The organism is Pseudorhizobium sp. NPDC055634, from assembly GCF_053618655.1.
On record NZ_JBSHHW010000004.1, the window covers coordinates 199,886 to 225,981 of the forward strand.

Here is a 26,096-nt window from a genome sequence, read left to right on the forward strand (position 1 = left end):
TTCCGACATGGATGGCGATTGAGCCGCGGTCAAGTGCCGAGGTCAATTTAGCCGATACAACGCGATACAACCAGTGGGAGATTTAACCCTAGATTGCAATCTGCGATAAATAATCTATCCTGTTCCATCGATGGAGGTTCATCCATCGGATTGCGGGGGCAGCGGGATCAGTCATGGATTCGGAGCGTGCGGGTTTGGAGGACAAGGAAGCCATCGCTTACATCCGCCAGATGCTGGGCGAATTGCATCAGGTTGCACGCAACGAAGGCGCGGACATGCTCTGCTACCTGATCGAGATGGCCTATGTCGAAGCGGGTGACGTTCATTCCGGCCGCAGGCCCCGATCATTCACTCATGGACAGCGAGACAAGACCCCCGGCATGACGATGTAGGCGACCGGCGAGGTCGACTTCCAGCAGGACGAGATAGACGGCCGATGGGGAGAGGCCGGTGTGACGGATGATGTCGTCGATCTCGACCGGGGTTGGGCCGAGCGAGGAGATGATCGTGGCGCGGTCGCTGTCGTCGGGGGGAAGCAGGGCGGTCGCGTCCACCTCGTCGCCGGTCTCCTCGATCACCGCGGTGCCACCGCCGTCGAGCCCGGCCAGTGGCGCAAGAGCCTCGAGGACGTCCTCCGAAGACGTGGTGACGATCGCGCCCTCCTTCAGGAGCGCATTGGTGCCGTGGCATCGCGGGTCGAGCGGAGAGCCCGGCACCGCAAAGACGAGACGGCCGAAGTCTCCGGCCATTCGCGCCGTAATCAGGGAACCCGACCTCTGCGCGGCCTCGATGACGACGACCCCATGCGAAATGCCCGCAATCAGCCGGTTGCGCCGCGGGAAGTCGCGCGCCCGCGGCTCCCAGCCGAAGGGCATCTCGCTGATCGCCAGCCCTTCGCCCGCCACGATCTCCTTCAGGAGCGGGATATTCTCGGGCGGATAGGGCTGGTCGAGCCCGCCCGCCAAGACCGCGATCGTCCCGGTATCCAGGCTTGCCCGGTGGGCGGCGGTATCGATGCCGCGGGCAAGCCCGGACGTGACGCTATAGCCGACGCGGCCGACGTCGCGGGCGATCATGGTCGCAAATTTCGCGCCGCTGATCGAGGCATTGCGGGAGCCGACGATGCCGACCGACGGGCTGAGCGCGACGGACGAACGTCCCATTGTGGCGAGGAGCGGCGGAGCGCCGTCGATCTGCCGGAGGGCCGGCGGATAATCGGGTTCGCCGATGCCGACGAAACGGGCGCCGTGTCGGCGGGCCGCTTCGAGTTCGCGTTCGGCATCCTCCACGGAGGCGATCCGGATCGCGCGCAAGGCTCCGCCGCGACTGGACAGTTCCGGCAGCATGGCCAGCGCATTTTCCGCCGAGCCGAAGTGGTTGATGAGGTCGCGGAAGGTGGCCGGCCCGACGTTGTCGCTGCGGATGAGGCGAAGCCAGGCGATCCTTTGCCTGTCGGTGAGCGCAATCCCCTGTCGTCTTGCGCCGCCGTCGGGCATCGCTATCCCTTCTCGCTATCCCTTCTGGCCGATCCTGCCTTCCGTGCCCGCCAGAAGCCGCCTGATATTGGCTTCGTGGCGCCACCAGGTCACCGCCGTCATGATCGCCATGACGAGAGCAACCTTTTCGCTACCTACTATCCACAATGCAACCGGAATAACAAGGGTTGCAACCAGCGCGGACAGCGACGAGTACTTGCTGACGAAGGCGACGGCGAGCCACACGGCCGCGAAGACCAGCACCCATATCGGCGCCACGCCGAGGAGCATGCCGATATAGGTCGCCACGCCCTTGCCGCCCTTGAAGCCGAGCCACACCGGGAAGAGATGCCCGAGGAAGGCGCCGAAGCCGGCGAGAAGCCCGGCTTCCGGTCCGGCGATATAGGTGCCGGCCAGCGCGGCGACGGTCGCCTTCAGCGCATCGAGGAGGAGGGTTGCGGCAGCGAGCTTCCTGTTGCCGGTGCGCAGCACGTTGGTCGCGCCGATATTGCCCGATCCGATCGACCGGATGTCACCGAGGCCGGCCATCCGTGTCAGCAGCAGGCCGAACGGGATCGAGCCGAGGAGGTAGCCGAGCGCGAGGGAAGCGATCGCCACCCCGCCGCCGATCTGCCAGGTCAACAGGTCACTCACCGGCACGTCTCCTTAAAGCGAATGGACGCGTTTGCCGGCGACATAGGTCGCGACGGCGCGGCCGGAAAAACGGGCGTCCTCGAAGGGCGTGTTCTTCGATCGCGACAGGAGAGCATCCTTCGACACGATCCACGGCTCGTCGAGGTCGATCAGCGTGATGTCGGCCTTTGCGCCCGGTTTGAGCGTGCCGGCGTCGAGGCTGAAGATCTGCGCCGGGCGGGTCGACATGGCGTCGATGAGGCGCATCAGCGGCACCTGTCCGGAGTGATGCAGCCGAAGCGCGGCGGCAAGCATCGTCTCCAGGCCGACGGCGCCATCGGCGGCATCGGCGAAGGGCAGGCGCTTCGTGTCGACGTCCTGCGGATCATGGGAGGAGACGATGATGTCGATGGTTCCCGTCGCCAGGGCCTCGACCATGGCGACCCGATCCTCCTCGGTTCTCAGCGGCGGGGAGAGCTTGAAGAAGGTCCGGTATTCGCCGATGTCGTTCTCGTTGAGGCAGAGGTGGTTGATCGAGATGCCGCAGGTGACGTTCGCCCCGCGCCCGCGGGCAAGCCGGATCGCCTCGGCGGAGTCCGGCACGGAAATCTTCGCGGCATGGTACTTCGCCCGCGTCAGCCCGGCGATCCTGAGGTCGCGCTCCAGCGGAATGATCTCTGCTTCCTTCGGAACGCCGGCGAGCCCGAGCCAGCTAGCGAAGAGCCCCTCGTTCATCACCCCGTTGCCGATATAGGTCTCGCGCGGTTCGAGCGCGACGACGGCGCCGTATTCCCGGGCGTAGGTCATCGCCCGACGCAGCACCAGCGTGTCCGGCAGCGCGTGCCGGCCATTGGTGAAAGCGACGGCGCCCGCCTGCTGAAGCAGGCCGATTTCGGTCATCTCCTTGCCGGCGAGCCCCTTCGTCAGTGCTCCGGCCGGATGGACGTTGACAAGTGCCGTGTCCCGGGCGGTCTTCTTGACGAACTCGATCAGCGCGATGTCGTCGAGGACGGGATCGGTGTCCGGCATCATGATGAAGGAGGTGACGCCGCCCGCGGCCGCGGCGCGGCTTGCGGATTCGATCGTCTCGCGATGTTCCGCCCCGGGTTCGCCGACGAAGACGCGGCTGTCGATAAGACCCGGTACCGCGACAAGGCCCTTGCAGTCCCGGACCTGCGCGCCGTCCGGCGCCCCCTGGTTGCGGGCATCTGCCCCGGCGGCAAGGATGCGGCCGTCGTCGCCGACGACGATCGACCCCACTTCGTCGAGATTGCGGGACGGGTCGATGATGCGGGCGTTGTTGAGAACGAGCGCTCGTGTCATGCCCGTGCCCCCTGGTTCTGCGAGAGAAGCAGCGTCTCCATCACTGCCATGCGCACGGCAACCCCCATTTCCACCTGTTGCTCGATGACGCTCTGCGGGCCGTCGGCCACGTCCGATGCGATCTCCACGCCGCGGTTCATCGGGCCGGGATGCATGACGAGGGCATCCTCCCTGGCGGCCTTCAGCTTCTCGGCGTTCAGTCCGTAGTAATGGAAGTATTCGCGGACGGACGGCACGAAGGAGCCCGACATCCGCTCCCGCTGCAGGCGCAGCATCATCACCACGTCGGCATCCTTGAGGCCTTCCTCCATCGAGTGGAAGACTTCGGCTCCCATCTGCGCGATGCCCGAGGGCAGGAGGGTGGCGGGTGCGACGACGCGCACCCGTGCCCCCATGGCATTCAGAAGCAGGATGTTCGAGCGCGCGACGCGGGAATGAAGCACGTCGCCGCAGATCGCGACGATGATGCGCGAGAGCTTGCCCTTGGCGCGCCGGATCGTCAGCGCGTCGAGGAGGGCCTGCGTCGGGTGTTCGTGCTGCCCGTCGCCGGCATTGACCACCGAGCAGGCGACCTTCTGCGCCAGGAGCGCGGCTGCCCCGGCGGAGGAATGGCGAAGCACGAGCACGTCCGGGTGCATGGCGTTCAGCGTCATGGCGGTGTCGATGAGCGTCTCGCCCTTCTTCACCGACGAATTGCCGACCGACATGTTCATGACGTCGGCGCCGAGCCGTTTGCCGGCAAGCTCGAAGGAGGCTTGCGTGCGCGTCGACGCTTCGAAGAACAGGTTGATCTGGGTCAGCCCGCGCAGGGTGGATGTTTTCTTTTCGCGCTGCCGGCTGATCTGCACGGCCTCGTCGGCCTTGTCGAGAAGAAAGGTGATATCCTGTTCGGTAAGGCCCTTGATGCCGAGAAGGTGGCGGTGGGGGAAGAAGACCATGAGGTGTCTCCGCTTGCGTTCGGGCGTCTATAAAGACTGGCCGGGAAACGGGCAAGCGAATGGACGGGAAAAGTCCGCTCATCCTCATGCATTTTTCAGAGAAACGGGCTAGAAGCCAAGCATGACACAGAATACCCGGACCGAACAGAAGCTTGCCGAACTGAACCAGCCGAAACCCTGGTCCGGCATCAATGCCTACCGCTCAGATCCCCTGATGGTTGATCTCACCGCCGGCCTGCACCGCACACTGCGCGAGGAGTTCGATTCCATCGGCCAGTACGCCACGTCCCCGGAGGCACAGGAACTGGCGCGGATGGCGAACGAGAACCCGCCGAAGCTGCGCACCCATGGTCCGCGCGGCGAGCGGCTCGATGTCGTCGAGTTTCATCCGGCCTGGCACGCCCTGATGCGGCGTTCCATGTCCATCGGGCTCCATTCCTCGGTCTGGGAGAGCGTCGCCGAGGCCAAGGGCAGCGAACACAAGGCGCGCGCCACGCGCTTCTACCTGACGTCGCAGCTCGAATGCGGCCATCTTTGCCCGCTGACCATGACCAGCGCCTCCGTCGCCGCCCTCATGGCGTCGCCGCGAGTGCAGAAGGAATGGGCGCCGAAGATATTGTCGCGCAAGTACGATTCCTCCAACCGGCCGGCCCTTCAGAAGAGCGCGATCACGCTCGGCATGGGCATGACCGAGAAGCAGGGCGGCACGGACGTGCGCGCCAATCGCTCCACCGCGGAGCGGGTGGGCGAGGGGATCTATCGCCTCTCCGGGCACAAGTGGTTCATGTCGGCGCCGATGAGCGATGCCTTCGTCATGCTGGCCAAGACCGGCGAGGGGATCGGCTGCTTCCTCGTTCCGCGCCTGCTGGAGGACGGTTCGGCCAACGGCCTGCAGTTCCAGCGGCTGAAGGACAAGCTCGGCAACCGGTCGAACGCCTCCTCCGAGGTCGAGTTCACCGATGCCTTCGGATATCTGCTCGGCGACCCGGGCGCCGGCGTCCGCACCATTCTCGACATGGTGACCCTGACGCGGCTCGACTGCGCGCTTGCGTCGGCGGGCATCATGCGCGCCTCGCTCGCCGAAGCGGTGCATCACTGCCGCGGCCGCAGCGTGTTCGGGAAGAACCTGATCGACCAGCCGCTGATGACCCGGGTGCTGGCGGACATGGCGCTCGACGTCGCGGCCGCGACCGCGCTCGCCTTCCGGCTCGCGGATGCCTTCGACCGCGCGGCAAGCAGCCCGGCGGACGCGGCCTTCGCGCGGGTCATGACGCCGGTGATCAAGTACTGGAACTGCAAGATCGCGCCGTCGCTGATCTACGAGGCGATGGAATGCCTCGGCGGCAACGGCTATGTTGAGGAGCGGCCGGTGGCCCGCCACTACCGCGAGGCGCCGGTCAACGCGATCTGGGAAGGGTCCGGCAATGTCATGGCGCTGGACGTCCTGCGCGTCCTGTCGCGCGGCAAAGACCTGTTCGAACTCGTCCTTTCCGGCTTCGAGCGGGATCTCGGCGCATCGGGTCGCAAGACGATCGAGGTTCTGAGGGCGGCTATGGCGCTCTGCGAGACGGACGAGGGAGCGGCGCGCCTTCTGGTGGAGCAGCTCGCGCTCGCCGCCGGTGCCGCCGAACTGGCGCGCCTCGGCGCCGGCAAGATCGCCGATGCCTTCCTGGAAACCCGTCTTGCGGGTGGCTGGCGCTCGACCTACGGCATGATCGACGCCCGTTTCGACGCCTCCTATATCGTTGACCTTCTCTATCCGGCGGCGAACTGAGCCGCGACCATCAGCACCAGCGGGATCGTGACGAAGGAAAAGACCGTCTGCACTGTGGCGGTGGCGGCGTATAGTTCCGCGTCACCGCCCATCTTCTTTGCAAGGAGATAGCCGTTCATGGCGGTCGGGACGCCGGCGCTCAGTCCGAGCAGCGCGACGGCCGGCCCGGTGACGCCGGCGATAATCGCGGCGGCGATCATCAGCAGGGGAAAGAAGACGAGCTTGATCGCCGTCGAGAACAGGACCAGCGGCCGCGGCTTCAGCGCATCGGAAATACGAAGGCCGGCGCCGACCGCAATCAACCCGAGGCTCAGTGCGGCGCGCCCGACCAGATCGACGGAGGTCATCAGCGGTTCGTAGATCGGCACGCCCAGCCGGTTGACGATCACGCCCAGCAGGCTGCTGATGATCAGCGGATTGGTGACGATCCGCAGCACGAAGGCCCCATAGCTCGTCCGCGTGCCGGAAAACGAGAGAAGAACCGCGACATTGATCAGGTTTATCGGGACGATGACCACCGCCATCACCAGCGCCACGACGGTCAGCCCCAAGTCTCCATAGGTCTTGCCGGCGATCGCAAGCGCGATGAAGGCATTCCAGCGCGTTGCGGTCTGGAAGACCGAACTGTAGGCGGAGGGCGTGACGCCGATCCGCCTCAGCAGCGGCCAGAGCGAAAGCACCAGCGCCGAGACGAGGACCACGACCACGACGGCGGTGACGCCGATTGCGCCCGTCTCCAGGCTCGCGAAATCCGCCGTCGCCAGCGTGTGGAAGAGGAGGGCGGGAAACAGGACGTAATATCCGCACTGCTCCAGGCCGTCCCAGAAACTGCCGTTGATCAGCGGGCTGCGCTTGAGCGCGACGCCAAGCAGGACCAGCAGGAAGATCGGCAGGATACTCTCGAAGATGATCAGCATGCGGGCCCGGAGGGATGAATGCGAAGGGAGAGTGAGGCTTATCCGCGCCCGGCGGGCGACGCAATGCTTGCGGTTTCTGTGTATGGCGGCCGGTGGCGCATTGTGCCGGGCGATTGCGGGGCTTATCGCCGGAAAGCCCCTTGGAGTATCTCGTCTATGCTGGCAGTGCAGGAAGCCTTCACCCCATCCGTGCCCGAAAAGCGCGTCAAGAACCGTGCCCAGACCGAAGCGGCCATCTTTGCGGCCGCCCGCGACCTTCTGGCGGAGGAGGGTTTCCAGGGTTTCGGTATCAATGCCATCGCGCGGCGCGCCGGCTGCGACAAGCAGCTGATCTACCGCTATTACGGCGGCCTCGACGGTCTGCTGGACGCCATCGGCGCCGATCTCGGCGACTGGGTGAAGGAGCGCATTCCCGAAGATACGGGCGGCATGTTCCTGCTCACCTATGGCGACCTCATGGAACGGCTGTCGCTCCTTTACATGGAAGCGCTGCGCGACGACCCGCTCGTCTGCAAGATCATCGCCTGGGAGGTCTCCAAGGATACGCCGCAGGTGCGCCGTCTTGCCGAGGCCCGCTCCAGGGCGCTGGCGAAATGGCTCGACCGGATGCGCGGCAGTCTCTCGGCCCCGAAGGGCGTCGATGCGCCGACCGCGAACGGCATCCTGTTCGCCGCGATCCAGCACCTGGTGATCTCGTCGCGGGCAACGGGCGAATTCGCGGGCCTTCCGCTGCGTAGCGAAAAGGACTGGGACAAGGTCGCCGCATCCATACGGCGCCTGGTGCGCGGGATCTACGGCTGAACAAGGCCCGGGAGAGCGAGCAGGCTCACATCCCCCGGGCCGAGAGGAGACGGAGCCGCCACCCCGTCTCCCGGTAACGGTAACGGTTACTGCTTGGGAATGCCGGCCTTTTCGATGACGGCGCCCCACTTCTCGATATCGGCGGCGAGCCGGTCACCGATCTCCTGCGGCGTGCTCGAGCGGGCCTCGACGCCGAGTTCGGCAAAGCGCTTCTGGACCGCCGGGTCCGCCAGCACCTCGACAAGCGTTGCGTTCAGCTTCTCGACCACTTCCGGCGGTGTGCCGGCCGGCGCGAAGATCGCGTTCCATGAGGTGACGTCGAAGCCTTCGACGCCCTGTTCCTCGGCCGTCGCGAGATCGGGCAGCAGGCTGGAGCGCTTGGGGCCGGACGAGGCGAGGGCGACCGCCTGGCCCTGTTCGAGCGCCGCCTTCAGCGCCGTCTGGCTGTCGATGATGACGTCGAGTTCGTCACCGAGGAGCGCCACGAGAAGGTCCGGCGTCGCCTTGTAGGGCACGATGGTGAAGTCGATGCCGGCCGTCGACTTGAAGAGCTCGGCTGCAAGGTTCTGGCTGCTGCCGACGTTGATCGTGCCGACGTTGAGCATGCCCGGCTCGGCCTTGGCGGCGGCGAGCACGTCGGCAAGCGTGGAAAACTTGCCGCCCTTCTTCGACACGAAGACGAAGTCGAAATAGGCAAGGCTCGATACCGGGACGAAATCCTTCACCGGATCGAACTGCAGGTTCGCGAAGAGCGGGACGCTGATCGCCGTGCCGTTGGATAGAAGCGCAAGCGTGTAGCCGTCGGCCGGTGCGTTCAATGCGGCACGCGCGGCGACCGAACCTGCAGCGCCCGGCTGGTTCATTATGATGATCTGCTTGCCGAGCCTCTTGCCGAGCGAATCGGCCACCACGCGGGACGTGATGTCGGCGATGCCGCCGGGCCCGAAGGGCAGGACGAGCGTGATGTCGCGGGCCGGATACTCCTCCTGTGTCCAGCCCACGGCCGGAGCCGTCGTCGCCAAGAGCATTGCCGGCAGCAATGCCTTGATCATCGTGCGGCGGAACAATCCCGCCTGCTTGGTTTTCGTTTTCCTCATGTCTTCCTCCTCCAGGTGACGTTCTTCAGGTGGTAAAGCCGTAGAGCCGGGCCGGGTTTTCGACCAGCAATCGCCGTTGACCCTCCACGTCCGGCACGATCCGTGGGACCAGGTCGAGAAGATCAGCCTCGTCGACCGGGTCCTTCAGGTTGGGATGCGGGAAGTCCGTTCCCCAGAGCGTCCGCTCGGGGCTCGCCTCCACGAGAGCCCGGGCAAACGGCAGGGCCGCATCGAATGGATAGGCCGAGATGCGCTCGGAGCCGCAGACCTTGACCCAGCAATCGTCCCGCCGCGCGAGGTCGAGCAGCGACCGGAAGGCCGGCTGTTCGATGCCAAGGCTCGTGTCGACGCGCCCCATGTGGTCGATCACGAACGGAATGGGCAGGCGGCGGATCATGTCGGAGAGCGGCACGATGTCGACGGCGTCGAGATGCAGGACGACGTGCCAGCCGCGTCCCTTGATGCGCTCGATCACACGGTCGAAGACGACCATATCGGGCGCGCCGCCGAGATGCTTGACGAAGTTGAACCGCACGCCGCGCACGCCGCCGTCATGGAGCGTCTGCAAGGCCTTGTCGTCGAAGCTGTCGTCGATGATCGCCACACCCCGGTAGAGGTCCGGCCGCCAGGCGATGGCATCCAGCATCGCGCGGTTGTCCGTGCCGTGGCAGCTCGCCTGCACGATCACCGCGCGCTTGATGCCGAGCCGCTCGTGCAGCGCTGCCAGCGCCTCCCTCGGCGCATCCTCCGGCGTGTAGCGGCGGTTCGGCGCATAGGGAAACGAGGCCCCCGGCCCGAATACATGGCAGTGCGCGTCGCATGTAAGCCCGGGCGCGACGAAATCCGGCTTGCGCTTCTGCTGGTCCTCGCGAGACGGGGCAGAGGTCATTCACATACTCACTTTCCTGATGGGGTTTGTTTTGGCTGGGAGCTTGGACCGGCGGGCGCCGTCTCCGACAGGCTCCTGAAGCTGGCATAGGTCGCCTCGACCAGGTGCTCGATGGCCGCGTCGCGGTCGTCGCCGTCGACGCTTCCGTTGGAGAGGCGGGTGATGCGCTCGGGATTGATGAGGGCGTAGTAGAGCCCGCCGAGCAGGAACTGGCCGCGCCACACGAGACTTTCGAGCGGCGCGCCGGGGAGGCACTCCGCCAGGGCCTCGATGAAGGTCCGGCTGGTCTCGTCGAAGGCGTCGGCGATGATCGCCTGCGCGTCGGGATTTCCTTCCGCCGAAAGAACCGCGCGCATGCGGGTGAACTCCGCCCCGCCGCCGTCGCCTTCCGAGGACGAGATGAAGGCCGGCACCACGTAGGCCCGCAGGATTGCCGTCAGCCGCTGGTCGGAATCGCTGATTCGCCGAGCCTCGCCGAGAAGCTCCAGGCGCCGCGCATTCATGGGGTGGGTGTGCCGCTGGTAGATTTCCCGCAGCAGGTTTGCCTTCGAACCGAAGTGATAGGTCAGGCTCCCGACATTGACCCCCGCGGCCTTGGCGACGTCGCGCAGGGAAACGGCGTTGTAGCCGCTGCGGGAGAACAGGGTGGCGGCGTTTCGCAGCAGGGCTTCTTTTACGTTTGATCGCATTATTTGTACACTTGTCCAAATTAATTGGTCGGTCAACGGGGAAAATGAGGTGCCGCGCCGATGTCGCTTCCGAGCAAGCCCGCGGGCTGGGGTATCCGACGCGCGGGTCGCCGCGTTAACCATAGGCGCGGGTTTGCGTTGCCCTTGCCGGCCAGTGGCCTAAGTTGGGATTAACGCAATGTTAACCATGGACGAGTCGAGCCGTTGCTGCAGGGCACCCTTTTTCCGGAACGCGCATTGCTGGGCATCATGACGATGTTCTTCGCGGTGCTGGCTCTGAATATCGCTGTTCCGGCGATCCTGCTCAGCGTCATGGCTTTGCTGAGATGGCTGCCGACGGTGGAGTTCCACCTGTCGCAGCCCGGAAGGAAGGCTGCATGAAGTGGTTCCTGATTCTATGGGGCGGACCGATCCTGCTGCTCGGCAGCTGGTATGGGCTCTCCTACAATGACATGAGCTTCGGCTTCTTCATGCTGACGCGCGAGACGCATGACCTGGTGTTCGAGGTCTACAGCAATGTGCTCGGCATTCCGGCCGCCGATATCCCGCCGCTGGTCGCCCGCGCCATCGTCGTCGACAGCCTCATCGTCTTTGCGATCATCGCCTTCCGTCGACGCAGGAAGATTGCCGCCTGGTGGCGTGCGCGTCAGGAGGCGTCGGCGTCAGCTGCCCTGCGTAGCGACGAAAGCCTGTCCAGCGCGCCCTGAAGGATAAAGCTCGCCGCCGCCGAATCGATGCGTTCGGCGCGCTTCGCCCGCGAGACATCCATTTCCAGCAGCGCCCGCTCCGCCGCCACGGTGGACAGCCGCTCGTCCCAGAAGACGAAGGGGAGGGTGGTCTTTTCCGCCATGGAGCGCACGAAGGCGCGCGTTGCCTGGACCCTGGGGCCGACCGATCCGTCCATGTTCATGGGCAGGCCGATGATGAAGCCGGCGACCTTCTCCTTTTCCGCGAACGCCAGCAGCAGTTCCGCGTCCCTGGTGAACTTGGTGCGCTTCAGCACGGGCCGCGGGGTGGCGAAGCGACGGCCGAGGTCGGACATGGCGATCCCGATCGTCTTTGTGCCGAGATCGAGGCCTGCGATCGCCTGACCGGTCTGCAGCGTCTCGGCCAGTTCCTCGATCGTCAGCACTGTCATCCGTTTTCTTCCTTCGCGCAGAAACAGGCGTGGTACCGCTTCCATTTGGGTGGGGGTGGGATATCTCTTTAGCATTTCCGCCAGCATTCGCATCACCTACGAGGAGACTTTTCATGAAGATCACCTGGCTCGGCCATTCCGCTTTCCGCCTCGAAACGGCAACGGCCAAGATCCTGATCGACCCGTTCTTCACCGGCAATCCCGGCTTTGCCGGTCTCGATGCCCATGATGCGGCCGAGGGCGTGACGCATATCCTCCTGACTCACGGTCATGGCGACCATGTCGGCGACACCGTTTCCCTGGCGAAGGAAACCGGCGCCATCGTGCTTGCCAATGCCGACCTCGCCGGATGGCTTTCCAAGAAGGGCGTTGCGAAGATCGACATGGGAAATACCGGCGGCACGGTCTCCTTCGACGGCTTTACCGTCACCTTCACGCAGGCCCAGCATTCGTCCGCGCAGATCACCGAGGACGGGGTCTCGCATTCCCTGGGCAGTGCCAACGGGCTGATGCTGCATTTCGACGACGAGCCCTCGCTGCTTCACATGGGCGATACCGATATCTTCACGGACATGGGGCTGATCAACGAACTGCACCAGCCGGATATCGGCCTGGTGCCGATTGGCGACCGGTTCACCATGGGCGGTGCCGTCGCCGCGCTCGCCTGCCAGCGCTTCTTCGACTTCAAGCACGCCATTCCCTGCCACTACGGCTCCTTCCCGATCATCGACCAGACGGCGGATAAATTCGTCAAGGGAATGGAGGGGACGCGGACGCGGGTGGAGGTGCCGGCACCCGGCACCGTGCTGAGCTTCTGATTATCCGCTTCCCCGTTGCGAACGGCGGACGTGGCCATTATAGCGGTAGGAAATTCTTGCCCGGAGTCATGCCATGTCCGTCGATCTCGCCACCGTCAAGCGCGTCGCGCGCCTTGCCCGCATCGCTGTCAGCGAAGACGAGGCCGAGCACATGGTGGGTGAATTGAACGGCATCCTGGGCTTCGTCGAGCAACTCGGCGAAGTGGACGTTTCGGGGGTCGAGCCCATGACATCGGTCACCCCCATGGTCATGCGCAAGCGCGCCGACGAGGTCACCGACGGCGGCAAGGCCGACGACATCGTCGCCAACGCCCCGGCGACCGACCGCAATTTCTTCCTCGTGCCGAAGGTCGTCGAGTAACGGCGTCCGCCGTTTTCCGACAATTCCCGACACACCGCTGAGCGAATAATCACATGACCGAACTTACCAGCCTGACCATTGCCGAAGCCCGCGAGAAGCTGAAGTCCAGGGACATCAAGGCCGTGGAACTCACGCAGGCCTATCTCGACGCGATCTCGGCCGCCAACGAGGCGCTCAATGCCTATATCACGGTGACGCCGGAGAAGGCGCACGACATGGCGAAGGCCTCCGACGAACGTCTCGCCGCCGGCAAGGCCGGTGCGCTCGAGGGTATCCCGCTCGGCATCAAGGACCTGTTCGGCACCCGCGACGTCCACACCCAGGCATGCTCCCACATCCTCGACGGCTTCCGTCCGAAATACGAATCGACCGTGACCCAGAACCTCTGGGATGACGGTGCGGTCATGCTCGGCAAGCTCAACATGGACGAGTTCGCCATGGGCTCGTCCAACGAAACCTCCTATTACGGTCCGGTCATCAACCCCTGGCGTTCCGAAGGCTCCAACCAGCAGCTCGTACCGGGCGGTTCGTCCGGCGGTTCGGCCGCTGCCGTCGCCGCGCATCTGTGCGCCGGCGCGACCGCGACCGATACGGGTGGCTCGATCCGCCAGCCGGCCGCGTTCACCGGCACGGTCGGCATCAAGCCGACCTATGGCCGCTGCTCCCGCTGGGGCGTCGTCGCCTTCGCCTCGTCGCTCGACCAGGCAGGACCGATCGCCCGCGATGTGCGCGATGCCGCTATTCTCCTGAAGTCCATGGCAAGCGTCGATGCGAAGGACACGACCTCGGTCGACCTGCCGGTTCCCGACTACGAGGCCTCGCTCGGCCAGTCGGTCAAGGGCATGCGGATCGGCATCCCGAAGGAATACCGCGTCGAGGGCATGCCCGAGGAGATCGAGGCGCTCTGGCAGCAGGGCATCGCCTGGCTGAAGGACGCCGGTGCCGAAATCGTCGACATCAGCCTGCCGCACACCAAATACGCGCTGCCCGCCTATTACATCGTCGCGCCCGCGGAAGCCTCCTCCAACCTCGCGCGCTATGACGGCGTCCGCTACGGCCTGCGGGTCGACGGCAAGGACATCGTCGACATGTACGAGAAGACGCGCGCCGCCGGCTTCGGCCAGGAAGTCAAGCGCCGCATCATGATCGGCACCTACGTGCTGTCGGCCGGCTATTACGACGCCTACTACCTGCAGGCGCAGAAGGTCCGCACGCTCATCAAGCGCGATTTCGAGCAGGTCTTCGACGCCGGGGTCGATGCGATCCTGACGCCCGCGACCCCGTCCTCCGCATTCGGCGTCGCCGACGAGGCGCTCGCGGCCGATCCGGTCAAGATGTACCTCAACGACATCTTCACCGTGACGGTGAACATGGCGGGCCTCCCCGGCATCGCCGTCCCCGCCGGCCTCGACCACAAGGGCCTGCCGCTCGGCCTGCAGCTGATCGGCAAGCCCTTCGAGGAAGAGACCCTGTTCCGGACGGCGCACGTCATCGAACAGGCCGCCGGCCGCTTCACGCCGAAGAAGTGGTGGTAGGGTCCGGCGACGAGACCTGCACGTACCGCGTTGGCACTTGGCAAAACGCCAGACTCAGTGGTCTACTGTGAAAAACAGGGGCTGCCATGGCGAGCATTCGCAACGCGCGTGAGGACGAAACCGGGACACTGAGCGAGATCGGCCTGCGCGCCTGGGAGAAGGCGATGCTGAATGTCGGCGAGATGGCCGGCATCCGTGACAATGCCCGCATGGCTTTCGAGAATTTCACGCGGTCCGCCTGGCTTACGATCACCGTGATCGAGCAGGGCGGCGCGATAGCCGGCTGGGCGGCCCGCGAAAAGCTCGACGAACTGATCAGCGACTTCTGGATCGACCCTCCCTTCCAGCGCCAGGGGCACGGAAGCGCGCTGTTGGCGGCGATCGAGGCGGATATCGTGCGCCAGGGCTTCGACACGGCCCGCGTCGAGACCCATGCCCGCAACGAGGAGGCCGTCAGCTTCTTCGAGAAGCACGGCTACCGCATCAACTGGCTCTCGGCCACCTATTCCCCCAAACTCGACCGCGAGGTGCAGTCGGTCGGCCTCTCCAAGGTCCTTGTGGAGGAGGTCGCGGAATCCTATGGCCCGGCCTACTGATGGTCTTCGGGGAGGCTGAGCATGGCGGCGATCGTGCCCTCCGGCGCCAGGAGCCATATCCCCGCGAGGAAGGTGACGAGAACGACGTGAAGCGAGGCGATCAGCGCCAGGATGGTCCGGAACGGCTCCTTGCGCGTCTTGTGTCTCAGCACGCGCTGCGCCGTGATCGCGCCGAAACTGCCGCCGATGAATGCCAGCACCAGCAGGGTGCTCTCCCGCACGCGCCGTTCGCCGGCGATCGCCGCCTGCTTGTCCCACCGGTAGATGCAGAACACGACGAGGTTGAGAAGCAGGTAGATCAGAACTGATGCGGCGAGCTGTTCGGGTTGCATATCCGAAGCCTGGCACCCTGCGGTTAAATTTACCCCAAGAGTGGCAAGGATGTTTTATGTCCGGACAGGGTCGCGCGCTTGCGCCACCGCGCCATTTGCTCTACCTCACGGAGAACCCCAACAAGACGATTTCAAGAGCATTCCATGACCATTGTCGATGTCCGCACGCCCGATCCGAAGCGTCTCATTCCCGGTGCCACCGGCGACTGGGAGGTGATCATCGGCATGGAAGTGCATGCGCAGGTCCTGTCGAAGTCGAAGCTCTTCTCGGGCGCTTCGACCGAATTCGGCAACGACCCCAATGCGAACGTGTCGCTCGTCGATGCGGCCATGCCCGGAATGCTGCCGGTCATCAACGAGGAATGCGTCCGCCAGGCGGTGCGTACGGGTCTCGGTCTGAAGGCGAAGATCAACAATCGCTCCCTCTTCGACCGCAAGAACTATTTCTATCCCGACCTTCCGCAGGGCTACCAGATCTCGCAGTTCAAGGACCCGATCGTCGGCGAGGGCATCATCACGATCTCGCTCGGTCCCGACCGGCAGGGCAATTTCGAGGATGTGGAGATCGGCATCGAGCGCCTGCATCTGGAGCAGGATGCCGGCAAGTCGATGCACGACCAGCATCCGACCATGTCCTTCGTCGACCTCAACCGCTCCGGCGTCGCGCTGATGGAGATCGTCTCCAAGCCCGACATGCGGTCTTCGGACGAGGCCAAGGCCTACATGACGAAGCTGCGCTCGATCGTCCGCTATCTCGGCACCTGCGACGGCAACATGGACGAGGGCTCGATGCGTGCCGACGTCAACGTTTCCGTGCGCCGCCCGGGCGAGCCCTTCGGGACGCGCTGCGAGATCAAGAACGTCAACTCCATCCGCTTCATCGGCCAGGCGATCGAGTACGAGGCCCGCCGCCAGATCGGCATCCTCGAGGACGGCGGCACGATCGACCAGGAGACCCGCCTCTTCGATCCCGGCAAGGGCGAGACCCGCTCCATGCGGTCGAAGGAAGAGGCGCATGACTACCGCTACTTCCCCGATCCGGACCTGCTGCCGCTGGAGTTCGACGACGCCTTCGTCGAGGAACTGAAGCGGGACCTTCCCGAACTGCCGGACGACAAGAAGGACCGCTTCGTGCGCGAGCTGGGGCTCTCGGTCTACGACGCCTCGGTGCTGGTTTCGGAGAAGGCGATCGCCGACTATTTCGAGGCCGTTGCCGCAGGTCGCGACGGCAAGACGGCCGCGAACTGGGTTATCAACGACTTGCTTGGCGCCTTGAACAAAGCCGGCAAAGGCATTGAAGAGACTCCCGTTTCTCCCGACCAGCTGGGCGGCATCATCGACCTCATCAAGGCCGAGACGATCTCCGGCAAGATCGCCAAGGACCTGTTCGAGATCGTCTGGAACGAGGGCGGCGACCCGGCCGAGATCGTCGAGGCGCGCGGGATGAAGCAGGTGAGCGACACCGGCGCGATCGAGGCGGCGGTCGACGAGATCATCGCGGCCAATCCCGACCAGGTCGCCAAGGCGCAGGCCAAGCCCGCGCTCGCCGGATGGTTCGTCGGCCAGGTGATGAAGGCAACCGGCGGCAAGGCCAATCCGCAGGCCGTCCAGGCGCTGGTGAAGGCAAAGCTCGGGATAGAGGAATAGGCCGTATGGTCTTCTTTGTCCGCACCGCCGCAGAAGGAGACGTCGAGAAGATCCGCGATCTTCTCAAGGAAACATTCCACGCGACCTACGATCCGTTCTATGGCCCCGAAAGGGTCACGCAGCTGGTGAACAGCTGGCATTCGCCGGCGGCCATCCGCGCCCGGATCGTGCGCAAGGACGGCGAGTTTCTGGTTGCGGACAACGGCACCGAACTCGCCGGGCTCGGCTATGCGGCCATGTACCCGAAGATGGAAAAGACGGTGATGCTGCACCAGCTCTACGTCCGGCCATCCTGCCAGGGCGAGGGGGTCGGACGCGATATCTTCGCCGAACTGGAAACCTGCTTCCCCTATGCCGAGGTCATGCGCACCGAGGTGGCGCTCGAGAACGAGCGCGCGATCTCCTTCTACCAGCGGCTCGGCTTCTCCGAGGTGGACCGCATGGAGGAGTGGGGCGGCCCGAACTCCGGCCTGCCCGCGGTCGTCCTCGAAAAGCCGCTGCGGAACCTGTGAGCGGCGCGGGCAAGGACATCCTGATCCGCAGGGCGCGGGAGGCGGACCTTCCGTCACTCATCGCTCTCTTCGCGTCCGACGACCTGGGCGGTCATGGCGACACCACCGATGCGCAAGCCTACGACGACTACCTCAAGGCCTTCATCGCGATCGACCTCTCGGCGAACGAGCAGCTCTTCGTCGCCGAGCGCGACGGCGAGGTTGTCGGCACGTTCGAGATCATGTTCAACCGGACGCTGACCGGCAGGGGTGGCCTCTCCATGGTGATCGAGGCCGTCCAGACCCGCGCCGACATGCGCGGGCGGGGGATAGGGGCGGCGATGATCGGCCATGCCGTCGACGAGGCGCGGCGCCGGGGCTGCCGCCTGGTGCAGCTGACCTCGAACATGGCGCGCCAGGACGCACACCGCTTCTACGAGCGGCTGGGTTTCGCAAGGAGCCACTACGGCTTCAAGCTGAAGCTCTGAGGCGGCGTTGGCGAACCGGAATCGCTGGACATGGCGCGCTTCAGGTTGCATAAGCGATCGGACAATCCTCGGGCGTCCGCTGCGCGGGCGTCGTTGCCAGAGCTGATGAAGAACACATGAAAAATCTCCTGCTGCAGATATTCACCTGGTGGAACGGACAGACGATCGGGACGCGCTTCTTCACCTGGCGCTCCGGCAAGAAGGTCGGCGTGGACGAGCTCGGCAACGTCTACTACGAGGGTCCGGAGACCTCCTTCGGCGTGCCGCGCCGCTGGGTGATCTTCAACGGCCCCGCCGAAGCATCGGCGATCCCGCCCGGCTGGCATGGCTGGATGCACCACCGCACCGACGTCCCCCCGTCGCAGGAGAGCTACAAGCCCCGCGAATGGGAACTGCCCCACAAGCCGAACCTCACGGGAACGCCCGGCGCATACCATCCGAAGGGATCGCTTGTCGGCGCCGGTGAGCGCCCCCGCGTGACGGGCGACTACGACGCCTGGACGCCGGGAAGCTGACACCTGTTTTGGCCACATTCGGCTTCTAGGCCGGAGACGCGCCGGCCGGCGCGGTCAAAGCCATGGGGCAGGACGCGAGATTGGGACCATCATCGATGACGAGTATCATGCGCAAGCTGACGATCTGCCTCCTTGCAGCGGCTGCGTCGGCCGCTTGCGTCGTCCCGGTCCTTGCCGCTCGCATCTCCAACCCGGTCGCCGTCTTCGCCGGCATCGACAAGATCACCGGCCGCATCACCACCTTCGACGTCTATATCGACGAGACCGTGCAATACGGCGCCCTGCAGGTGACGCCGAAGGTCTGCTATTCGCGCGACGAAACGGAAGCCCAGCGGGTGGACGGGTTCATCGAGGTGGACGAGATCACCCTCGACCGCAAGATCCGGCGGATCTTCACCGGCTGGATGTTTGCCGACAGCCCCGGCCTCAACGCCGTCGAGCATCCGATCTACGACGTGTGGCTGACGGGCTGCAAGCAGGAGTCGGACGTGCCGGCGCCGGCTGCCACCAACTGAGCTAGAACTTCAGATGGGGCGATTCCAGCGCGTCCTTCAGCTTCTCCAGATACTCTTCCTTCGGAATGTCGATCGCACCGAACGCCTTGAGGTGCTCGGTCGTGAATTGGGTATCGAGTAGCGTGAAGCCGTTCGCCTTCAGTCTCTGGACCAGATGCACGAGGCAGATCTTGGAGGAATCGGTCCGCCGCGAGAACATGCTCTCGCCGAAGAAGGCCGCGCCGAGCGAGACGCCGTAGAGGCCGCCCACGAGTTCCTCGCCGACGAAGGCTTCCACGCTGTGGGCGTGGCCCATGGCATGAAGCTCGTTGTAAAGCCGGCGGATGGTCGCGTTGATCCAAGTGCTGGGACGGTCGCCGGCCGGTTCCGCGCACTTTTCCAGCACCTGGCTAAACGCGGTATCGAAGCGGATGTCGAAGGGGTTCTTGCGAAGCGTCTTGGCGAGGCTCCGTGAGATATGGAATTTCTCGAAGGGCAGGATCCCCCGCACCTCCGGCTCGACCCAGAAGATTTCCGGGTCGTCGGCCGATTCGGCCATCGGAAAAAGCCCGATGGAATAGGCGCGCAACAGTATCTCCGGAGTGATGGCCGGATAGTATCTGCCGCGCCGCCCGACCATGCCTCTCCTATTGCGCTTTGTGATGCGCCAGATAGTTTTCCAGCCAATGGATATCATACTCGCCGTTGGCGATATCCTGATTGGAGACAAGTTCCTGGAAAAGAGGGAGAGTTGTTTTCACGCCGTCCACGACGAACTCGTCCAGCACCCGGCGCAGGCGCATCATGCATTCTATCCGCGTCCGGCCGTGCACGATCAGCTTGCCGATGAGGCTGTCGTAGTAGGGCGGGATCTTGTAGCCGGCATAGGCTCCGGAATCGACGCGAACGCCAAGACCGCCGGGCGCGTGGAAATGCGTGATCGTTCCGGGCGAGGGAACGAAGGTCCGCGGATCCTCCGCATTGATGCGGCACTCGATCGCGTGGCCGGAGAAGGTGATCTCGTCCTGCGTGACGGAAAGTCCCGCACCGGAAGCGACGCGGATCTGTTCGTGCACGAGGTCGATACCGGTGATCGCCTCCGTGATCGGATGCTCGACCTGGAGGCGCGTGTTCATCTCGATGAAGTAGAACTCGCCGTTCTCGTAGAGGAACTCGATCGTGCCGGCGCCGCGGTATTTCATCTTCTTCATGGCGTCGGCGCAGATCTGGCCGATCTTCATGCGCTGCTCGACGTTGAGCGCAGGGGAGTTGGCCTCTTCCCATACCTTCTGGTGGCGGCGCTGCAGCGAGCAGTCGCGTTCCCCCAGATGGATCGCGTTGCCTTCGCCGTCACCGACGACCTGCACTTCGATGTGCCGCGGCTTGCCGAGGTACTTCTCCATGTAGACGGCCGGGTTGCCGAATGCGGCCGCCGCTTCCGAGCGTGCGGTATCGAAGGCTTCCATCAGGTCGTCCTCGATCTTGGCGACCTTCATGCCGCGGCCACCGCCGCCGGCCGTCGCCTTGATCAGCACCGGGAACCCGATCTTGCGGGCCGTCTCCAGCACGTTTTCCGGCGTAACCTCGCCATCGGAACCGGGAACGACGGGGATGCCGAGTTCGACGGCCGTCTGCTTGGCGGTGATCTTGTCGCCCATCATCCGGATGTGCTCGGCCGTCGGGCCGATGAAGGTGATGCCGTGAGCGTCCAGGATGTCTGCGAACTTGGCGTTCTCCGACAGGAAGCCATAGCCCGGGTGAACGGCGTCCGCGCCGGTAATCTCGCAGGCGGCGACGATCTGGTGAATGTTGAGATAGCTGTCACGCGACGGCGGAGGGCCGATGCAGACGCTCTCGTCGGCCAGCCGCACATGCATGGCATCGGCGTCGGCGGTCGAATGAACCGCGACGGTCGCGATACCGAGTTCCTTGCAGGCGCGAAGCACGCGAAGCGCAATCTCGCCGCGGTTGGCTATGAGGATTTTCGAAATCATTGGTGGTCCTACTCGATGACGACGAGCGGTTCGCCGTATTCGACCGGTTGCCCGTCGGTGACCAGGATCTCGGTGACCTTGCCGGAGCGGGGCGCGGAAATCTGGTTCATGGTCTTCATCGCTTCGATGATGAGGAGCGTCTGCCCTTCCTTGACCGTCGAACCGACCTCGATGAAGGGGCGGGAACCGGGGGCCGGGGCGAGGTAGACGGTACCGACCATCGGCGCCGGCACGGCATTGGCGTTGTCGCGCGCGGCAGGAGCTGCTGCCGGTGCGGCGGCAGGGGCGGGCGCCGCAGCCAGCGCCGGAGCGTGTTGTGCCACGGGGGCCTGGACGTATTGCGTCGTCGACTGGCGGGAGACGCGGATACGCAGGTCGTCCTGCTCGATCTCGATTTCGGTGAGGTCGGTGTCGTTGAGGATGTTCGCGAGATCGCGGATCAATCCCTTGTCGATACCGTTCTTCTTCTCAGACATGGCAATTCCTATTGTTCTGTTATCTTGTCAGTCAGTGATGCTTTTCAAGGCGTGCAGCGCCAGGATGTAGCTCATCGGGCCGAAGCCGCAGATGACGCCCTTGCAGGCCGGCGCGATCTTCGAGTGATGGCGGAATTCCTCGCGCGCGTGCACATTAGAAATGTGCACTTCGATGACCGGAACCGGCTGGATTGCGCGGATCGCGTCGTGCAGGGCAAGCGAGGTATGGGTATAGGCGCCGGCATTGATGGCGACGCCTGCGGCCTTCTCGCCCGCCTCGTGGAGCCAGTCCACGAGCACGCCTTCATGGTTGCTCTGCCGGAAATCGACGGTCAGTCCGTAGTCGCGCCCCGCGGCGATGCAGTCGTTCTCGATATCCTTCAGCGTCTTTCCGCCGTAGATCCCGGGCTCCCGCTTGCCGAGCATGTTGAGATTGGGGCCGTTCAGGACAAAGACCGTCTTGTTCATCTTTTTTTGATGTTCCATCAGAATTGAGCGCCACCTATAGCCGCCACGGCCTGCAAGGAAAAGCCCCCGCTGCCTGAAACGCCCGGCTTTCCCCGTGTCGCTCGCCCCGGGAGCCTGATCTCGGGCCGGATGTCAGCAGGTGCTTTTTCCGCAGGCGCGGATGTTGGCGATCTTCTCCTCGAGCGCATCTTCGCCGACCGCGCCGAACAGCGCCTCGTCGCCGACAATGTAGGTGGGCGTGCCGGTCACGCCAAGATTGGTCGCCAGCGCGTAGGCGTCGCGGACCAGTTGGTCGTTCGGACTGTCCGCCATCGACTTGCGGATGTCGTCGGCATTGATGCCGAGCGATGTCGCGACCGCAATGGCGCTTTCTTCGGTGGCCGTGTCGGTGCTGCCGAGGAGCGCGCGGTGGAAGTCGCCGTATTTCTCCGGAGCGACGAGGCGCACGGCATTGGAGACCCGGTGCGCGTCGATCGAGTCCGGCCCGAGGATCGGCAGTTCCTTCAGGACGAAGCGGACGTTAGGATCGCTCGAGAGGACCTTTTCCATGTCGGCCAGCGCCCGCTTGCAGTAGCCGCAGTTGTAGTCGAAGAACTCAACCACCGTGACGTCGCCCTCGGGATTGCCGAGTGCAATGTCATGTTCCGAGTTGAAGATCGCGTCGCGGTTCGTGGCGACCGCCTGTCCGGCCTGCTCCAGCCGCTGCGCGTGCTGCTTCGCCTCCAGCGCGGACTGGACCTCCAGCATCACCTCCGGGTTTTCCAGAAGGTATTCGCGGATGAAAGCCCCCATCTCCTTCTTCTCGTGTTCCTCGAGCGCGAGCGCCGGCGGCGTCAGCCACAGGGCGGTCATCAGCATGGAACCGAGGGCTAGGGTCTTGGAGCGGGCAGGCATGTATGATCCTCGTGAGATTGGCGGCTGCGGCGGGAGTATCCCCGATTTGGGGCAAAGCTAAGCCAGGGGCGGCAGCAACCGGAACTAAAAAGCGGCGATGGTCCCGTGAAGCGCGATCACATCTGCGTTGCAGGGCTGACCGGTCACGAGAATGGCCGCACGAGGCGGCCATTCTAATCGTCGGGGCAGCGGCTTCCTAGAGGAAGCCGCGGCGTTGCCACCAGCCAGCCTTCTTCGGCTTCGGCGGCTCGTCGTTCGGTTCGTCACCGACAGGCTCGGAGCTCTTCACCACCGGGTCCGAGGAGCTGATGTTCGAAGCGCGGTTGGCTCGCACCGGCTTCTGCTCCTCTTCCGAAGGGGCATCGGCCTCGGGCGCATCCTCTCCGAGCGCGGCATCGACCTGCGGAGCAATGGTCTCCTGGGCGGCAGGCTCGGCGATCCCGGCAGCCGTCTCGAGGGCGGCTTCGGAGACGGTGCTTGCGGCCTCGACCGGAGCGGTTTCGGCGACCGCTGCCTTCTTGCGGCTGCGCCGGGGCTTGGGGGCGGGTGCCTCCACGGCCGGTTCGGCCACAGCCACCTCTTCGCCGGCAACCGGTTCTTCGGCCGGAGCTTCTGCGGCCGATTCGACTGCCGGTGCCTCGGTGGCAACCGCTGCTTCGGCATCGTCGCCGGGTTCCTCGTCAGATCCTTCCGAATCGTCCGAGGCGGTTTCTACGCCGTCTTCCGGACGGTTGCGACGACCACCGCGCTTGCCGCGGCGGCGGCGCTTGCGGCGTCCGTTCTCATCGTCCGCGGCGCCTGACGCTTCCGCGTCAACGCCCTCGGCGTCGTCGGCCTCGCCGGCGTCCTCGCCGTCTACGTCGCTGTCATCGGCGTCCGAGGCGCTCACGCCTTCGGGACGATCGCCGCCCTTGCCGCGACGGCGGCGGCGGCGCTTGCGCTTGCGACCGTTCTGCTCGTCGCCGTGGTTGGAGGCGGCGGCAGCGGGAGCAGCCCTCTCCTCGGCGACTTCCTCGTCTTCATCCTCCTCGATGACGACGTCGTCCTCGTCCTCCTCCACGGGGAAGGCGGCGAACTGCATGAGGCTCTCGATCCTCACCGGGTTCTCCACCGGATCGCCGCGATCGATGGCGAAGTGGCTGGAGCCGATGCCGTCGTCCGACTCGATGTAGATCGAGACGCCGAAGCGCTTCTCGTAATCGACGACGGTGTTGCGCTTCTGGTTGAGGAGATAGAGCGCGGTTTCCGGCGTGGTGCGGACCGTGATGTCATGCGTGGTGTTCTTGAGGAGATGCTCCTCGATACCGCGCAGCACATGCAGGGCAACCGAGGACTGCGACCGGACGTGGCCCGTGCCGCCGCAATGGGTGCAGATCTGCGTGGTCGATTCCAGGACGCTGGCCCGGATGCGCTGGCGCGACATTTCCAGCAGGCCGAAATGGGAGATACGGCCGACCTGGATGCGGGCGCGGTCGTTCTTCAGGCAGTCCTTCAGCTTCTTCTCGACGGCGCGGTTGTTGCGCTTCTCTTCCATGTCGATGAAGTCGATGACGATCAGGCCGGCGAGGTCGCGCAGGCGAAGCTGGCGCGCGACTTCCTCGGCTGCCTCCAGGTTCGTCTGGAGAGCGGTTTCCTCGATCGAATGCTCGCGTGTCGAGCGACCCGAGTTGACGTCGATGGCGACCAGCGCTTCCGTCTGGTTGATGATCAGGTAGCCGCCGGACTTCAGCGTCACCTGGGGCTGCAGCATGCGGTCGAGTTGCGCCTCGATGCCCGAGCGCGAGAAGATCGGATGCAGGTCCCGGTAGGGCTGAACGACCTTTGCATGGCTCGGCATCAGCATCTTCATGAAGTCCTTGGCTTCACGATAGCCTTCTTCGCCGGCAACGACGATTTCCGAGATGTCCTTGTTGTAGAGGTCGCGGATCGAGCGCTTGATCAGGCTGCCTTCCTCGTAGACGAGGCAGGGCGCGGTGGAGTTCAGCGTCAGCGTGCGGACGTTTTCCCAAAGCCGCATCAGGTATTCGAAGTCGCGCTTGATCTCGACGCGGGTGCGGTTGGCCCCGGCGGTGCGGACGATCACGCCCATGCCCTGCGGAACTTCCAGTTCGCGGGCGATTTCCTTCAGGCGCTTGCGGTCCTGCGGCTGGGTGATCTTGCGGGAAATGCCGCCGCCGCGCGCGGTGTTCGGCATCAAAACGGAATAGCGGCCGGCAAGCGACAGATAGGTGGTCAGGGCCGCGCCCTTGTTGCCGCGCTCTTCCTTGGCAACCTGCACCAAGAGGATCTGGCGGCGCTTGATGACTTCCTGGATGCGGTACTGCTTGCGCGGCTTGCGGTAGATGCGGTCGGGAACTTCTTCCATCGCATCTTCGGCGCCGACCGACTCGATTTCTTCCTTCTCGTCGTCGTGGTCGTCGTCGTCGGACTGGCGACGGCGGCCGCGGACGTCTTCGGAGATCGAATCGGTTTCGACCATCGCCGCCATTTCGCTCGGCGTGCCCTTGTCGTCGCCGCTCTCGTCGGCGGCGTCAGTGACTTCGCCTGCCTCGGTGTCGGCTGCTTCCGCCTCGACGGCCTTCTTGCGCGAGCGGCTGCGGCGCGGCTTGGCCTTCGGCTTTTCGGCAACGGCTTCTTCGCCGGGGCTCGCTTCGGCGGCCTCGGATCCGGCATCGGCGTCGGATGCCTCGACTGCGACATCCTCGACCACCGGCTGTTCCGCCTCGGCCGGATCGGAGATCGGGTCGATCGCGTCGTCGTCGGCGATCTTCCTCTGCTCCTCGGCTTCGGCCTGCATCAGCGCCTGCCGGTCAGCCAGGGGGATCTGGTAGTAGTCGGGGTGGATTTCCGCAAAGGCGAGGAAGCCGTGGCGATTGCCGCCATAGTCGACGAACGCGGCCTGCAGCGAGGGCTCGACCCTCGTTACCTTGGCCAGATAGATGTTGCCGCGTATCTGCTTCTTGTGCTGTGACTCGAAATCGAATTCTTCGATACGGTTGCCGCGAACGACGACTACCCGCGTCTCCTCTTCGTGAGACGCATCGATGAGCATTTTGTCTGCCATGTATATTCTGCTCCTCGGCGCAGCCGAGCAGGTGCAGAAAAGCCTGCCGCGCGGACAGGCCTTTCATGCAGGATGGTGATTGCGCCGGAAAAATTGGTTCCCGCAGGCTCTTGCGACGACGCCCGGACGGCTGCCGGAGCACTTTGCTCCTTCAGGGTATCCCGGTTCTGAAACACTTGCCGCAACATGTAAGTCCAACGAGAACGACGATATCTTAGGGCTCGAGGCCCGGTGAGGTGCTCCATGTGA

30 protein-coding genes are annotated in these 26,096 nt (G+C 64.7%); 14 read left to right on the forward strand and 16 right to left on the reverse strand.

Going from position 1 to position 26,096, the window contains the following annotated elements:
- The first annotated feature begins 173 nt into the window (after positions 1-173).
- Positions 174-392, forward strand: a complete 219-nt coding sequence (locus ACWGPT_RS08315) for a hypothetical protein (protein ID WP_452605127.1) — start codon at positions 174-176, stop codon at positions 390-392.
- Here the strand turns inward: ACWGPT_RS08315 and dprA are convergent.
- The 4 genes from dprA to ACWGPT_RS08335 are packed head-to-tail and all read right to left on the reverse strand — an operon-like array spanning position 345 to position 4,369.
- The gene (gene dprA, locus ACWGPT_RS08320) at positions 345-1,496 is read right to left on the reverse strand and encodes a DNA-processing protein DprA (protein ID WP_452605128.1); all 1,152 of its coding nucleotides are present in this window, start codon (positions 1,494-1,496) and stop codon (positions 345-347) included. The genes ACWGPT_RS08315 and dprA overlap by 48 nt on opposite strands.
- 15 nt (positions 1,497-1,511) lie before the next feature.
- Complete coding sequence (gene plsY / locus ACWGPT_RS08325; protein WP_452605129.1) at positions 1,512-2,129, reverse strand: glycerol-3-phosphate 1-O-acyltransferase PlsY; 618 nt, start codon at positions 2,127-2,129, stop codon at positions 1,512-1,514.
- A gap of 12 nt (positions 2,130-2,141) precedes the next feature.
- A complete protein-coding gene (locus tag ACWGPT_RS08330) occupies positions 2,142-3,431 on the reverse strand; it encodes a dihydroorotase (protein ID WP_452605130.1) in 1,290 nt (429 codons plus the stop codon).
- The gene (locus tag ACWGPT_RS08335) at positions 3,428-4,369 is read right to left on the reverse strand and encodes an aspartate carbamoyltransferase catalytic subunit (protein ID WP_452605131.1); all 942 of its coding nucleotides are present in this window, start codon (positions 4,367-4,369) and stop codon (positions 3,428-3,430) included. Before ACWGPT_RS08335 ends, ACWGPT_RS08330 begins: the two co-directional genes overlap by 4 nt.
- Positions 4,370-4,490: 121 nt before the next feature.
- On the opposite strand from ACWGPT_RS08335, the gene ACWGPT_RS08340 reads away from it, so the two are divergent.
- The gene (locus tag ACWGPT_RS08340) at positions 4,491-6,143 is read left to right on the forward strand and encodes an acyl-CoA dehydrogenase family protein (protein ID WP_452605132.1); all 1,653 of its coding nucleotides are present in this window, start codon (positions 4,491-4,493) and stop codon (positions 6,141-6,143) included.
- Here ACWGPT_RS08340 and ACWGPT_RS08345 read toward each other — a convergent pair.
- Positions 6,125-7,060 carry an AEC family transporter gene (locus tag ACWGPT_RS08345; RefSeq protein ID WP_452605133.1) on the reverse strand — a complete coding sequence of 312 codons (936 nt, stop codon included), beginning with the start codon at positions 7,058-7,060 and terminating at the stop codon, positions 6,125-6,127. The genes ACWGPT_RS08340 and ACWGPT_RS08345 overlap by 19 nt on opposite strands.
- A 156-nt stretch (positions 7,061-7,216) precedes the next feature.
- On the opposite strand from ACWGPT_RS08345, the gene ACWGPT_RS08350 reads away from it, so the two are divergent.
- Positions 7,217-7,861, forward strand: a complete 645-nt coding sequence (locus ACWGPT_RS08350; protein WP_452605134.1) for a TetR/AcrR family transcriptional regulator — start codon at positions 7,217-7,219, stop codon at positions 7,859-7,861.
- Positions 7,862-7,947: 86 nt separating this feature from the next.
- Here the strand turns inward: ACWGPT_RS08350 and ACWGPT_RS08355 are convergent, their stop codons facing one another.
- The 3 genes from ACWGPT_RS08355 to ACWGPT_RS08365 are packed head-to-tail and all read right to left on the reverse strand — an operon-like array spanning position 7,948 to position 10,536.
- Positions 7,948-8,958 carry a Bug family tripartite tricarboxylate transporter substrate binding protein gene (locus ACWGPT_RS08355; RefSeq protein WP_452605135.1) on the reverse strand — a complete coding sequence of 337 codons (1,011 nt, stop codon included), beginning with the start codon at positions 8,956-8,958 and terminating at the stop codon, positions 7,948-7,950.
- 25 nt (positions 8,959-8,983) lie between these two features.
- Complete coding sequence (locus ACWGPT_RS08360) at positions 8,984-9,847, reverse strand: amidohydrolase family protein (protein WP_452605136.1); 864 nt, start codon at positions 9,845-9,847, stop codon at positions 8,984-8,986.
- Positions 9,848-9,855: 8 nt separating this feature from the next.
- Positions 9,856-10,536 (reverse strand): TetR/AcrR family transcriptional regulator, encoded by a 681-nt coding sequence (locus tag ACWGPT_RS08365; RefSeq protein ID WP_452605137.1) that lies wholly within the window; start codon positions 10,534-10,536, stop codon positions 9,856-9,858.
- A gap of 204 nt (positions 10,537-10,740) precedes the next feature.
- On the opposite strand from ACWGPT_RS08365, the gene ACWGPT_RS08370 reads away from it, so the two are divergent.
- Both ACWGPT_RS08370 and ACWGPT_RS08375 read left to right on the forward strand, forming a co-directional pair.
- Positions 10,741-10,917 carry a hypothetical protein gene (locus ACWGPT_RS08370; protein WP_452605138.1) on the forward strand — a complete coding sequence of 59 codons (177 nt, stop codon included), beginning with the start codon at positions 10,741-10,743 and terminating at the stop codon, positions 10,915-10,917.
- The gene (locus ACWGPT_RS08375) at positions 10,914-11,243 is read left to right on the forward strand and encodes a DUF6105 family protein (protein WP_452605139.1); all 330 of its coding nucleotides are present in this window, start codon (positions 10,914-10,916) and stop codon (positions 11,241-11,243) included. The genes ACWGPT_RS08370 and ACWGPT_RS08375 overlap by 4 nt, the downstream gene beginning before the upstream one ends.
- Here the strand turns inward: ACWGPT_RS08375 and ruvX are convergent.
- Positions 11,183-11,674, reverse strand: a complete 492-nt coding sequence (gene ruvX, locus ACWGPT_RS08380; protein ID WP_452605140.1) for a Holliday junction resolvase RuvX — start codon at positions 11,672-11,674, stop codon at positions 11,183-11,185. The two genes, ACWGPT_RS08375 and ruvX, sit on opposite strands and share 61 nt — an antisense overlap.
- A gap of 113 nt (positions 11,675-11,787) precedes the next feature.
- Between ruvX and ACWGPT_RS08385 the strand changes: the two genes are divergently transcribed.
- The 4 genes from ACWGPT_RS08385 to ACWGPT_RS08400 all read left to right on the forward strand — a co-directional run bounded on the left by ACWGPT_RS08385 (position 11,788) and on the right by ACWGPT_RS08400 (position 14,984).
- Positions 11,788-12,492: a metal-dependent hydrolase gene (locus ACWGPT_RS08385; protein ID WP_452605141.1), complete on the forward strand. Its 705-nt coding sequence runs from the start codon at positions 11,788-11,790 to the stop codon at positions 12,490-12,492.
- Positions 12,493-12,565: 73 nt separating this feature from the next.
- Entirely contained in the window at positions 12,566-12,853 is a 288-nt protein-coding gene (gene gatC, locus ACWGPT_RS08390) for an Asp-tRNA(Asn)/Glu-tRNA(Gln) amidotransferase subunit GatC (protein WP_452605142.1), read from the forward strand.
- Between the two features lie 53 nt (positions 12,854-12,906).
- Positions 12,907-14,388 (forward strand): Asp-tRNA(Asn)/Glu-tRNA(Gln) amidotransferase subunit GatA, encoded by a 1,482-nt coding sequence (gatA, locus tag ACWGPT_RS08395; protein ID WP_452605143.1) that lies wholly within the window; start codon positions 12,907-12,909, stop codon positions 14,386-14,388.
- Positions 14,389-14,474: 86 nt separating this feature from the next.
- Positions 14,475-14,984, forward strand: a complete 510-nt coding sequence (locus ACWGPT_RS08400) for a GNAT family N-acetyltransferase (protein WP_452605144.1) — start codon at positions 14,475-14,477, stop codon at positions 14,982-14,984.
- Here ACWGPT_RS08400 and ACWGPT_RS08405 read toward each other — a convergent pair.
- On the reverse strand, positions 14,978-15,316 hold the full coding sequence (locus ACWGPT_RS08405) for a DUF1294 domain-containing protein (RefSeq protein ID WP_452605145.1): 339 nt from the start codon (positions 15,314-15,316) through the stop codon (positions 14,978-14,980). The genes ACWGPT_RS08400 and ACWGPT_RS08405 overlap by 7 nt on opposite strands.
- A gap of 144 nt (positions 15,317-15,460) precedes the next feature.
- Between ACWGPT_RS08405 and gatB the strand changes: the two genes are divergently transcribed.
- The 5 genes from gatB to ACWGPT_RS08430 all read left to right on the forward strand — a co-directional run bounded on the left by gatB (position 15,461) and on the right by ACWGPT_RS08430 (position 18,972).
- Positions 15,461-16,963 carry an Asp-tRNA(Asn)/Glu-tRNA(Gln) amidotransferase subunit GatB gene (gene gatB, locus ACWGPT_RS08410; protein WP_452605146.1) on the forward strand — a complete coding sequence of 501 codons (1,503 nt, stop codon included), beginning with the start codon at positions 15,461-15,463 and terminating at the stop codon, positions 16,961-16,963.
- Between the two features lie 5 nt (positions 16,964-16,968).
- Positions 16,969-17,475, forward strand: a complete 507-nt coding sequence (locus ACWGPT_RS08415) for an N-acetyltransferase family protein (protein WP_452605147.1) — start codon at positions 16,969-16,971, stop codon at positions 17,473-17,475.
- A complete protein-coding gene (locus ACWGPT_RS08420) occupies positions 17,472-17,942 on the forward strand; it encodes an N-acetyltransferase family protein (RefSeq protein WP_452605148.1) in 471 nt (156 codons plus the stop codon). Before ACWGPT_RS08415 ends, ACWGPT_RS08420 begins: the two co-directional genes overlap by 4 nt.
- A 116-nt stretch (positions 17,943-18,058) precedes the next feature.
- The gene (locus ACWGPT_RS08425) at positions 18,059-18,457 is read left to right on the forward strand and encodes an NADH:ubiquinone oxidoreductase subunit NDUFA12 (protein WP_452605149.1); all 399 of its coding nucleotides are present in this window, start codon (positions 18,059-18,061) and stop codon (positions 18,455-18,457) included.
- 95 nt (positions 18,458-18,552) lie between these two features.
- Positions 18,553-18,972 carry a DUF2155 domain-containing protein gene (locus ACWGPT_RS08430; protein ID WP_452605150.1) on the forward strand — a complete coding sequence of 140 codons (420 nt, stop codon included), beginning with the start codon at positions 18,553-18,555 and terminating at the stop codon, positions 18,970-18,972.
- Between the two features lies 1 nt (position 18,973).
- Here ACWGPT_RS08430 and aat read toward each other — a convergent pair whose 3' ends face one another.
- The 6 genes from aat to ACWGPT_RS08460 form a co-directional block, all read right to left on the reverse strand.
- A complete protein-coding gene (aat, locus tag ACWGPT_RS08435) occupies positions 18,974-19,591 on the reverse strand; it encodes a leucyl/phenylalanyl-tRNA--protein transferase (RefSeq protein ID WP_452605151.1) in 618 nt (205 codons plus the stop codon).
- Positions 19,592-19,598: 7 nt separating this feature from the next.
- Positions 19,599-20,945 carry an acetyl-CoA carboxylase biotin carboxylase subunit gene (gene accC / locus ACWGPT_RS08440; RefSeq protein WP_452605152.1) on the reverse strand — a complete coding sequence of 449 codons (1,347 nt, stop codon included), beginning with the start codon at positions 20,943-20,945 and terminating at the stop codon, positions 19,599-19,601.
- An 8-nt stretch (positions 20,946-20,953) separates the two neighbouring features.
- On the reverse strand, positions 20,954-21,421 hold the full coding sequence (accB, locus tag ACWGPT_RS08445) for an acetyl-CoA carboxylase biotin carboxyl carrier protein (protein ID WP_452605153.1): 468 nt from the start codon (positions 21,419-21,421) through the stop codon (positions 20,954-20,956).
- 27 nt (positions 21,422-21,448) lie between these two features.
- Positions 21,449-21,889, reverse strand: coding sequence for a type II 3-dehydroquinate dehydratase (gene aroQ, locus ACWGPT_RS08450; protein ID WP_452605154.1), 441 nt, complete (start codon positions 21,887-21,889; stop codon positions 21,449-21,451).
- 132 nt (positions 21,890-22,021) lie between these two features.
- Positions 22,022-22,783, reverse strand: a complete 762-nt coding sequence (locus tag ACWGPT_RS08455; protein WP_452605155.1) for a DsbA family protein — start codon at positions 22,781-22,783, stop codon at positions 22,022-22,024.
- A 196-nt stretch (positions 22,784-22,979) separates the two neighbouring features.
- A complete protein-coding gene (locus tag ACWGPT_RS08460) occupies positions 22,980-25,847 on the reverse strand; it encodes an Rne/Rng family ribonuclease (protein WP_452605156.1) in 2,868 nt (955 codons plus the stop codon).
- Positions 25,848-26,096 lie beyond the last annotated feature (249 nt).

Excerpts from the sequence above, each read along its gene's own strand:
- aroQ (WP_452605154.1), bottom strand. The coding sequence starts at position 21,889 with ATGAACAAGACGGTCTTTGTCCTGAACGGCCCCAATCTCAACATGCTC.
- ACWGPT_RS08355 (WP_452605135.1), bottom strand. The coding sequence starts at position 8,958 with ATGAGGAAAACGAAAACCAAGCAGGCGGGATTGTTCCGCCGCACGATG.
- ACWGPT_RS08425 (WP_452605149.1), top strand. The coding sequence starts at position 18,059 with ATGAAAAATCTCCTGCTGCAGATATTCACCTGGTGGAACGGACAGACG.
- ACWGPT_RS08340 (WP_452605132.1), top strand. The coding sequence starts at position 4,491 with ATGACACAGAATACCCGGACCGAACAGAAGCTTGCCGAACTGAACCAG.
- ACWGPT_RS08360 (WP_452605136.1), bottom strand. The coding sequence starts at position 9,847 with ATGACCTCTGCCCCGTCTCGCGAGGACCAGCAGAAGCGCAAGCCGGAT.
- ACWGPT_RS08345 (WP_452605133.1), bottom strand. The coding sequence starts at position 7,060 with ATGCTGATCATCTTCGAGAGTATCCTGCCGATCTTCCTGCTGGTCCTG.
- gatC (WP_452605142.1), top strand. The coding sequence starts at position 12,566 with ATGTCCGTCGATCTCGCCACCGTCAAGCGCGTCGCGCGCCTTGCCCGC.
- ACWGPT_RS08385 (WP_452605141.1), top strand. The coding sequence starts at position 11,788 with ATGAAGATCACCTGGCTCGGCCATTCCGCTTTCCGCCTCGAAACGGCA.
- ACWGPT_RS08365 (WP_452605137.1), bottom strand. The coding sequence starts at position 10,536 with ATGCGATCAAACGTAAAAGAAGCCCTGCTGCGAAACGCCGCCACCCTG.
- ACWGPT_RS08335 (WP_452605131.1), bottom strand. The coding sequence starts at position 4,369 with ATGGTCTTCTTCCCCCACCGCCACCTTCTCGGCATCAAGGGCCTTACC.
- ACWGPT_RS08415 (WP_452605147.1), top strand. The coding sequence starts at position 16,969 with ATGGTCTTCTTTGTCCGCACCGCCGCAGAAGGAGACGTCGAGAAGATC.
- accB (WP_452605153.1), bottom strand. The coding sequence starts at position 21,421 with ATGTCTGAGAAGAAGAACGGTATCGACAAGGGATTGATCCGCGATCTC.
- accC (WP_452605152.1), bottom strand. The coding sequence starts at position 20,945 with ATGATTTCGAAAATCCTCATAGCCAACCGCGGCGAGATTGCGCTTCGC.
- ACWGPT_RS08330 (WP_452605130.1), bottom strand. The coding sequence starts at position 3,431 with ATGACACGAGCGCTCGTTCTCAACAACGCCCGCATCATCGACCCGTCC.
- ACWGPT_RS08400 (WP_452605144.1), top strand. The coding sequence starts at position 14,475 with ATGGCGAGCATTCGCAACGCGCGTGAGGACGAAACCGGGACACTGAGC.
- ACWGPT_RS08455 (WP_452605155.1), bottom strand. The coding sequence starts at position 22,783 with ATGCCTGCCCGCTCCAAGACCCTAGCCCTCGGTTCCATGCTGATGACC.
- gatB (WP_452605146.1), top strand. The coding sequence starts at position 15,461 with ATGACCATTGTCGATGTCCGCACGCCCGATCCGAAGCGTCTCATTCCC.
- ACWGPT_RS08350 (WP_452605134.1), top strand. The coding sequence starts at position 7,217 with ATGCTGGCAGTGCAGGAAGCCTTCACCCCATCCGTGCCCGAAAAGCGC.
- ACWGPT_RS08375 (WP_452605139.1), top strand. The coding sequence starts at position 10,914 with ATGAAGTGGTTCCTGATTCTATGGGGCGGACCGATCCTGCTGCTCGGC.
- aat (WP_452605151.1), bottom strand. The coding sequence starts at position 19,591 with ATGGTCGGGCGGCGCGGCAGATACTATCCGGCCATCACTCCGGAGATA.
- gatA (WP_452605143.1), top strand. The coding sequence starts at position 12,907 with ATGACCGAACTTACCAGCCTGACCATTGCCGAAGCCCGCGAGAAGCTG.
- ACWGPT_RS08430 (WP_452605150.1), top strand. The coding sequence starts at position 18,553 with ATGACGAGTATCATGCGCAAGCTGACGATCTGCCTCCTTGCAGCGGCT.
- ACWGPT_RS08405 (WP_452605145.1), bottom strand. The coding sequence starts at position 15,316 with ATGCAACCCGAACAGCTCGCCGCATCAGTTCTGATCTACCTGCTTCTC.
- dprA (WP_452605128.1), bottom strand. The coding sequence starts at position 1,496 with ATGCCCGACGGCGGCGCAAGACGACAGGGGATTGCGCTCACCGACAGG.
- ruvX (WP_452605140.1), bottom strand. The coding sequence starts at position 11,674 with ATGACAGTGCTGACGATCGAGGAACTGGCCGAGACGCTGCAGACCGGT.
- ACWGPT_RS08315 (WP_452605127.1), top strand. The coding sequence starts at position 174 with ATGGATTCGGAGCGTGCGGGTTTGGAGGACAAGGAAGCCATCGCTTAC.
- ACWGPT_RS08460 (WP_452605156.1), bottom strand. The coding sequence starts at position 25,847 with ATGGCAGACAAAATGCTCATCGATGCGTCTCACGAAGAGGAGACGCGG.